The organism is Nocardiopsis protaetiae, assembly GCF_045446735.1.
GTDB lineage: Bacteria > Actinomycetota > Actinomycetes > Streptosporangiales > Streptosporangiaceae > Nocardiopsis > Nocardiopsis protaetiae.
Map to the genome: position 1 here is coordinate 1 of NZ_JBJJBV010000244.1, position 9,975 is coordinate 9,975.

Annotated in this window: 1 pseudogene; it reads left to right on the forward strand. The window is 73.6% G+C overall.

The window, feature by feature from the left end:
• Nucleotides 1-9,975 (forward strand): annotated as a pseudogene (locus ACJOT3_RS27510) (hypothetical protein); the annotation flags it as partial.

Here is a 9,975-nt window from a genome sequence, read left to right on the forward strand (position 1 = left end):
GTCGGCCAAGCAGGCGACCTGGCCACCACCATGTCCCGCAGCATGCGCGAGGGCGCCGCCACCGCCGAGTACATGGTCATGATGATCTGGGGCCAACTCGTCGCGTTGCTGGCCGAGATCGCGTTCGCCATCGCCATGGCCAAGTGGACCTTCGGTGCCTCGCTGAACTGGATCCCGATGTTCCAACGCCTCCGATCGCTCTTGATCGGCCGGATCCTGATGTGGGCGATCTCCACCGCGGTGCCGCACCAGATCATCGCGCAGCTGTTCGCGTCACTGGACTCCATCATCCAGCGCATCCAGATCGACAACGGGACACGGGACCACCACGACGCCAACCTGACCTCGGGTGCGCACATCGGCGCCGCCATCAGCGGCATCGTCTCCGCGTTCCTGTCCACCGGCCTGTCCGCACTGCTCAGCCGCCAGTTCCGCACCTTCCTCAACACCGCCCTGCGCAACCTCCGCGGACTGCCCCCACCGCCCCGGACAGCGATACCCACACCTAATCCGGGACGCAACACCCCCACCGGGCCGCCGATCCGGAACATGCCCGACCCCGACCTGCCGCCCGGCGGCGGACCGGGCGGCGGACCCACACCCCCACCCGGAGGCGGCGGCACCGGACGCAACACCCCCACACCACCCGCGCGCGAGGCCTGGAACTCCATCAACGAGGACCTGGCCGAGGTCCTGACCCGCAACCGCGAATCCCTGGCCGTCCCCTATGACCCCAACCGGGGACTGGGTGAGCTCCCCTGGCAGACCGCCGGGTCCGCGACCGCGTTCCGCAACGACCTGGCCGATGTGTTCCGGCGCAACTTCGGACCCGAGATCGGTGACCAGGCCGCACGACGCCTGGGCGAGAACTACGCCGAAACCTTCATGCGCCAATGGGGCACCCCCGACCTGGTGCCCTCACTCCAGCGCACCCTGGCCGACTCCGGGCTGCCCCCGGGTGTGAACCGCCACCTCGCCGAAACCGTGCCCGAAACCCTGCTGACCGACATCAACCGATTCGGTGCGCACTGGACCACCCAGTTGAACACCATCGGCGGCGACGCCGCGATCAACGGTGCCCTCGCGGGGTACACCGGTGATCTCCTCGCCAACGGCATCACCACCGGCGAATGGAAGGCCGACCCCTCCTCCGCCTTCACCGGCGCCGTCGAGAGCGTCCTGTCCAACACCATCACCTCCGCCATGATCAGCGGCATCGACCACCTCGGCCGCCCCGACCTCGACACAGAACTGAACGCCACCCGCGACCGCCTCGACTCGACCCCACCACCCGAATACTCCGGCAGTACCCCGCCACCCGCGTACGACAAGACCGACCCCGCGAGCGGCGAGAGCACCCCCACCGAGAACGCGGACCGGGACGACAACACCCGTACCGGCGTCCCCCGGCTCACCGGCGACCTCCCACCCACCACCAGCACGGACACGGACTCGGGAGCGGCGTACACCGCCGACCGCGACCGGAACGGCGACACCCACGAGAACGCCCCCGTCCCGCTCGTCACCGCCGCACCGCCCCTCACCGCCACCGGCGGCGGCACCGGCGGCGCGGGAACGGGCACGGCCGCCACAGGCCAGAACAACACCCCCGCGCCCGCTCCCGAGCGTGGTGCGGGCTCTCGCCCCGCGGCCCCGGACACCACCCGCGACACCGGGACCCGGGACGGCACCACCCGGGACCGCGACAACGACCACCCCCGGTCCGAGACCCCCCGCCTCACCAGCGACGACACCACCCGGTCCGCCGCCGCACAGGACGGCGGTCCCACCCCCGAATCCATCGAGAGCAGCCGGACCGCCTTCGACGAGGCCTTCTCATCCCTGCTGGCGGACAACGGGGCCGCGCCCCGGCTCTCCGGGGACACCTCGCCACCACCCACCGCCTCCGGCGACGGTGACGGCACCGCCCCCGTCCGGAACGCCGACGGCACCACCCGCACCGAGGGCTCCCCCCGACCGGACACCGCCGCCCCGGCGCCCGCCGCCCAGAACGCCCCTCCGCGGAACGATGCCCACGACCAGGGCTCCCCCGCGCCGGACACCACCGCCGCCGACCCCGCGCAGAGCCGGGACGAGCACGCGCCCGCCGCGAACGACCCCCGGTCCACCCCCGAGCGCACACCCCCGCCCGGCGCCCCGGAGCAGCGGACCGACCTGCCCGTGCCGCCGCCCACCCCCACCGCGGAGAACGGCGGACGCACCGCACCCGCCGACACCCCCCGCCCCCTGCCCGCCAAGGTCAGGCTCGAAGCCGCCCAACGACTACAACGCGGCATCACCGCAGCCCTCCAGGACTCCATCGGCCACCTCCGCGAGGCCCAGCGGCTCAACACCGACCTGCGACGGCTGTCCCCCGACCACCCCGACACGACCCGGATCCGCGAACAGATCACCGAACACCACACCCGCGGCAGGGAGGCAGACCAGCGCTTCGCGACCCTGTCGGGCATGCAGTCCCGGCTCCTCCACCCCCCAGAGCCCGTCCAGGTCATGATGATGACCGACGCCTCCTACGACACGCCCGCCCTCATCGGCCAGCACCCGTCCACGACGGACCCCGACCTCCCGCAGCCCACCGTGGCGACGTCGAGCGACGCCCCCGAGCCCGTCGACCCGCCCGCACCGTTCACGGACCCGGACCCGGACCCGGACACGACCGCGCGGAAGTCGCCCGAGATCGAGGTCGTCGCGGCCGACCGGGACCAGGCGCCGGAGCCCGCGCGCGACCACGAGGCCATCGGCCCCACCGAGCACCTCGCCCCGATCCCGACGGTGGGCGACGCCCCGCCGACCCCGCCGACCGTCGAGTACGACGGGTCCCTGGACCGGGACCACGAGGGCACCTCCTACGACCTGGACTACCTGGTCACCTCGCGGCTCATGGGCCCGCACCTGCTGCGCACCGAGAGGGTTCCGGACGTGGTGTCCGACGCCCTGGACCGGAACCCCGCGGGCGAGGTCCCGCAACAGGTGCGCGACGGCATCCGCGACGCCCTCCTGGAGCGGGCCGCGACCACCGGGCTGCGCACGTTCTTCCGTGCCCGCGGCGACTCCCTGTCCGTCCCTGGCCCGGACGGCCGGATGTGGCAGGTGGACCTGCGGCTCCGGTCGGACAAGGGCGAATACCACCACATGCTGACCGAGCAGGGCGGCGACGCCACGGAGATCCTGCTCACCCGCGGCCAGGAGCGGGCGCACGCCACCAAGACCTCCAGTAGCGGCACGCAGCGCGCCCCCAAGTCGGTCGCCGTGCGGTTCACCGTCAGCCCGCTCTTCCTCGGGACGGTCGGGAACATCCCCATCGGCCCGACCTTCGGCCTGGGCGGCGGCCTCGGGGTGCGCTCGCGCACCACGGGCCGGGGCGGGACGACGGAGGCGACGTCCGGGATCACCTCGGAGAACCCGGGGCAGCCGGAGGCGTACGTCTCCGACCTGCGGGTGTCGATCACCGTGATGCGCCCGGCCGACCCCGTGCCCGACCCCGACACCGCGCCGTCCGAGTCCCTCGTCCTGGCGCCGGACGACGCACACGCGTCCGAGGGCGCCCCGGCACCGCCGCCCCGGCACCCGACCACATGGGCCTACGAGGGCCTCGTGCACAACGGCCTCGCCATGATCCTGTCGGGCCGGGTCCGGGTGACGCCCGAGACCGCGCCGGGCATCACGTTCCCGCGCCAGACCTGGACCGTGCCCGCCGAGCGGGAGCGCACCGGCGGCGACCGGGACCGGGCCTCCGAGCAGGACGGGGACGGCACCCGGGACCAGGGCCTCGTCCGGGAGGGCGACACCGCACGGGACCACGAGCGGGACGAAGCGGGCGACGCCGTCCGGGACGGCTCCGAGGGCGGCTCCGAGGACACCGTTCCCGTGCCCCGGCGGCGCACCCCGTACGGGGGCCTGACCCTGAAGGTCGAGGAGATCACCCCCGACCCGATCGTCGAGGAGAAGGCGCCCGCCCCCAAACGGCGCTGGTGGAACCTGTTCGGCAAGCCGGACACGACCCCGGGGAAACCGCCCGAGTACACCGAGATCGGCACGTGGCTGGCCGACCGGCTCGCCCCCCTGCGGCCCGGCGACCCCGGCCACCCGGAGACCACCGAACCCCCGCGCAAGCTCAGCGGTTCCCAGAAGCGGCGCCTGGCCTTCCGGGAGCAGGTGATCGACGCCTTCGGCGAGGACGTCGTCCGGGAGCACCTGCACGCCATGGGGTCCAACAAGCTCACCGTGCGCTTCCAGGACGCCGACGGCGAGACGCGCACCGCCCACCTGTGGACCTCCCCCACCGAGTACGAGCCCCTGAAGCACAGCCCCCACCTGGACGAGTTCACCCGCTTCGACACCCTGGACATGGCGTCCTCCTCCAACACCTCCCGGGGCCGGAACATCAACGCCTCCGGCTCCGCGGGCATGAGCCTGGCGATCCCGCTGCCGGGCGGGCACACGCTGCGCCTGGACCTGCCGACGTTCGAGTACTCCTTCTCGAACACCAGGACCACGCGGGTCGACCACAAGCAGAGCGGTTCGCGGCGCACCCTCGCCCGGGACATCGCCGACAACGAGACCTTCGCCTCCTACCGGGTCAAGCGCGACTTCTTCCTGCAACTCGACGGCGAGGGGCCGCTCCCCCACCGCTTCCAGGGCACGAGCGTCGAACTCGTCCCGGTGCGGGAGGCCCGGCGGATGCGGGAGGAGAGCGTCTCCTCCCCGGAGGACACCCGGGAGCCCTCCCTGCCCCACCTGCGGGGCGACACCGTCACCGACCTGAGCGGGGTCACAGTCCGCGACTTCGACTGGTCCGCCGAACAGGAGCGGACCCCGGAGACACCGGAGGACGCCCCGAAGACCGCCCGGGAGGGGCGCGACACCCCGCAGGGCGAGCCTGGGGAACGCGACGCCGAACCGGCCGAGGACGCGCCGGCCCGGACGGACCCGCCGGCAGAGGACACCGCGAGCAGCGCGTCGGAGGACGCGCCCGCGCGGCGGCCCCTGACGCTGCCGCGCGACAGCACCGTCACCAGCGAACGGTCGGTCTACGAGCAGCTGGCCTTCGAGGTGCTCACCCAGGTCGCCCGCATCCACCCGGGCATGGTGATCCCCGAACTGGCCCGGAACAGGTCCAACTACGCCTACCGCCCGGACCGCCCGGACGGCGAGAACGGCTACACCGGCTGGCGCGATCCGCGCGAGAGCTGGTGGCCGCTGCGCCGAAACCGCGGGAAGGCCTGGAGCAACACCGACCTGGTGATGCGCACCCTGACCCCCGCCAACCTGCGGACCCGGATCCACGAGCTGACCTCCCCGGACGGGCTCGCGATCGAACTCACCGAGGACGCCAGGTTCGACGTGGGGTCCATGGCGAAGAGGAAGGAGTTCGCCCGCCCGGGCACCGTCACCGTGCGGATCACGGCGGACATCGGCAGGCTGCGGTACATCGAGCCCGCGACGATGGAGCCGGGCGTGCGCTCGGGCGGCGGCTCCGAGCTGTCCCGCTCCCGGAACAAGTCGAACAATCACGGCCTGAGCCTCACGGCGGGGGCCGGCCAGGTGCGGCCCCCGCAGGAGGACGCGCGGGGCATGCCCCAGAAGATGGGGGGCTTCAGCCTCACCGGCGCGGTGAACCGGAGCCACGGGATCGGCCGCGACCAGCGGATCGGCCACACCAACGAGCACTTCATGTTCTTCCGGGACGGCTCCGACCTGTGGCGCGCCCCGGTGACGTTCAGAGCCCGCCTGCACGAGTACGACGGCACCGACACCGTCTACGGCCGCGACCGGTCCGTCCCCCTGCTGCACGAACCCCTGTCCGCCCACCTCGACCTGCTGGTGCCGCGGACCCGGACGACGTCGCAGGGCCGACCCGAGACGGACCCCCCGCCCCCGGTGGAGGCCCTCACCTCCGACGAGGCACGGGAGCTCGTCCAGGGCAACCTGTTCCGGACCGTGCCGCGCCCGCGGCGCCCCTGGTTCTCCCGGCGCGCCGCGACCCCGGAGGCGACGCCGGCCGAGACGGACCCGGAGGGCACCGGCGGACGCCGGGACTCCTCCTCGTCCGACCTCGTCCCGGGGGCCCGCGACCGCCGCGATCCGGCTCCCGCCGAGGACGAGCGGACCGGCGGCGACACCCGGCGGCGCGCCGACGAGACCGTCCGGGAACCCTCCCCGGATCCTGCGCCCGAGCGCACCGCCGAGATCCCGCCGCTGCGCGAGGAGGGGACCGACCCGCCGCCGCGCGAGTCCGAGGTCGTACCGGAGCCCACCGCGGAGACCGCGCCGGAGCCCGCCCCCGACCCTCCGGACCCCCGGGACCCGCGGGCGCGCGCCCGGCGGCTCCTCGACCTGGGCGGGGCGGTGGAGCACATCCGGACCGACTTCCTGACGGACCAGGGCCGGGGCCTGCTCGGGCACACCTTCACCGCGTTCACCGGCTTCCGCAACAAGCTCCGGACCCTGCTGTCCGACGGCAACGGCGGGCAGTCGTTCTTCCGCAACCTGCTGTCCTCGGAGGTGCTGGCCTCCAGCCCGGCGGCCACCTCCGCCACCGGCATCCGTGCCCGGCAGGACCTGGGCCGCGGCTGGACGAGCCTGAAGGTCGTACGCGCGACGTTCGCGACCCGGATCATCCCCGACGGCATCACCTCCATGCTGTCGTTCCGGGGCCAGCAGATCTGGCGCGGGGAGACGACCATCGCGGTGGCCGCCTCCTCCAACACGACGACGAGCGTGAGCGTGCGCAACGGCCTGGCCGCCGGAGGGTCGGGCAACCCGATCGACCCGCCGGACCCCCTGCCCAACATGGCGCAGCAGCCCAACCCGGTGGGGTCGGTCGGCGGGTCGTGGACCCCGTTCAGCTCCTCCAGCACCCGGCGCTCGACCTCCTCGTTCAGTTCCTCGGTCATCTTCGTCCCGAAGCTCATGACGGCCTACACCTACCGGATGACCGGCACGGTCACCCAGGCCGTGGAGCTCGTGAAGAACTGGAACCTCGGCCCGACGATGAGCCTGAGCACCCGCTTCCGCGGGTGGCGGACCCGGGTCGAGGACCTGGTGTCGGGCTACGTGTCGGCGCGCGACGCCTACGAGGCGAACCTGATCGACGACAAGGTGATCGAGGACGCCGAGGGCAACCTGAGCGTCGAGCCGCAGCCGAACCCGGAGCCGGTGCGGCACGTGCAGGTGCGGCCCGGTTTCGAGGGGAACGGGCGCCGGATCCGCCCCGCCGACCCGACGGCGGCGCTCCAGGCCCTGGCCGACCGGCTCGCGACCGAAGGGCGCGGGCTGGAACTCACCGTCGACGCCCGCAACGACCTCCTCCAGGCCCTGACCTCCCAGCTGGGCAACGCCGCGGGCAACTCGGTGCCCATCGGTGTGAAGCTGCGGGACATCAGGACCGACCCGGACGAGGACGACCCCCTGAGGTTCCAGCACCGCTCGCACCGGGCGCGGGTGTCCGTCGAACAGCGGGTCCACGAAACGGAGGTCGAGCACATCACCTCCGCGGACGCCGTCATCGAGACGCACACGTGGAAGACCGAGGCCTCCCAGGGCGAGGGCCGGAGCACCGCCCTGGGCGCGAACAGCGAGTTCACCGCGCTCATCCCCACCGACCACGACCGTGACGCGAGTCCCGCCGCCGATCAGCGCAACAGCCGTCCGCTGTTCGTCCCCACCGCCGCGGGCGCGAGCGCCTCGGAGACGAACAGCCGGTCCACGGAGCAGGGCGGCTCGGAGTCGCGCACCGTCCGGCTCGACATGGGCGGCCCCTACGTGAAGCTCAGCCAGACGACCGAGCTCATCCTGACCATCGACGACGGCCGGGGGCTCAGACTCAAGGTGTCGGCCGACGCGGGCCCGGTGCAGACGCTCTACGCCTACCCCTACGTCGAGTTCGGCGACGGGTCCACCCCGGGCGGCGAGGACTCCGCGGACATCCGCCCCGGGCAGGAGGCACCGGACGCTCCCCCCGCGAAACCGGCCCAGGACGACCGGGCGGTACGGAAATCCGAGCAGGAACCCGGACAGGAGCCCGGGGACGGCACGGAGCGGCCCCTGGAGGACACCGGGGCCGAGGGCGGGGACACGGCCCCGGAGCCGACGTCGCCGGAGTCCCCGGCCGCCGCCCCGCCCCGGCCCGAGCAGCCCGTCCCCGAGCGGCACAACACCCTGCAGGCCTCGCTCGTGGACATGGTGCGGACGTGGACGCGGAACTTCAGGTCCGACTCCGGTATCACCCGCCCGGCCGACGGAGTGGTCCTGCTGCCCGCGGCGGTGGGCGACGGCGGGCGCGGCATCCGCGACACGGCCGTCGTCGTGGTCGCCCGCTCCCTGGGCTGGGAGCACGGGCCGAACGACATCCAGGACGGCTCCTACACACGCGACGCGGTCGGCCGGGTACGCCGGTTCACGGCCGACCGGCTCCACCTGGACCGCCTGCACACGTCCGTCGAGCAGAGCCTGGAGGAGCTGGCCCTCAAGGCCCTGCTCCCCCAGGCCCTGAACTCGGAGGAGGGCGCACCCCTGCTCTCCATGGGCCACACCGAGTGGCGGATCAAGGCGGTACCGGCCCCGGGCCGGGCCCGCGTCCTGGACGTCTCCCCCGGCGCGGGCCTCAACGACACGACGGGCACCGGCCGGTCCCGCGGGGCCTCCAGCGGACACGGCACCGAGCAGGGCGGCTCCCTGGCCCTGCGCCCGGCGGGCATCAACACCTACCAACCCGGCAACCCCTCCCACGCCGCGGTGATGGGCGGGGCCCTCTCCAGCTCCTCCGGCCAGGGCCGCGGCACGAACCAGGCCGACGGCTCCACGCAGACCGCCCTGCCGCCCGTCTCCGAGGAGCAGCGGCTCGGCCCGGCCTACCTGGTCGAGTTCGACGCGACCTGGATGGTGGGCAGCGTCACCGAGGTACCGGCCGACTTCTGGACCTTCAAGTGGGTGCCCCGGCTGGCGCAGAAGCAGTCCTGGAACGCGCTGCGGTCGGGGAACATGTGGAAGACCCTGCGGAGCAGCAGCCACGTGTGGGGCTCGGGCGAGGTCCGCGAGTCCGTCAGCGCCTGGGTGTCGCAGTCCGACGCCGTCCGTATGGGATTCCTCACCCGGGCCGAGGCGGACGCGCTCGGCGACCGGCACAACAGCGTCCACGCCCAGCGCAACGCACTCGCCGATGCCGAGGAGAGGTTCCTGCGCTCCCGCGCGGCCCTGGAGGAGCCGGTCGACCGGTACCGGCGGGCGCACGAGGACCTCGGGCGGCTCAGGACGCTGCTCGCCGAGGCCGCCCCGGGCTCCACCGCGGAGATGGTGCTCACCCACCGGGTCGAGGACGCCGAGGCCGAGCTGGCCCAGGCCCGGGAGGAGTACCAGCGGTTGGAGGGCGACTACGAGGACGCCCTGCGGGAGTACAACACCGCCGTCACCGCGTGGACCGACACCATCAAGGAGGTCCGGGCCGCCCTGGCCTCGCTCGGCGCGACGGCCCCGAAGGACGGGACGACCCCGGCCACCGTCGGCGCCGACCGGGAGATCACCGTCGGCCGGGCCGCGGACGCCGACCGGGACGACGCCGCTCCGGCTCCGGCGGCGCCCGCGCGGACCGACCTGTTGGACGTCTTCAAATCGGAGCTCAACCTCACCCGGGGCGATGCCGACCCCCGGGGGGACAAGGCCGTCGAGGGAATCACCAAGGCCATCGACAAGACCCGCGGTTCGGCGACCGACCTGCGGGACCGCGCCGAGGCCACCGACCGGGAGGCCGGGAGGACCGACACCATCCTCGACCGCCCCCGGCTCCAGACCGGGGAACTCCAGGAGGACGGTTTCCGCGCGGTCACCGGGCCGGAGGCGGTCCGGGTCGCGAACTGGGAGGCGGAGCGAGAGGCCCTGGAGCGCAGGATCACCACGCTCGAACAGGAGGAGCTGCGCCGGCGGACGGCGCAGGACGGGGACGGCGAAGAGGACACG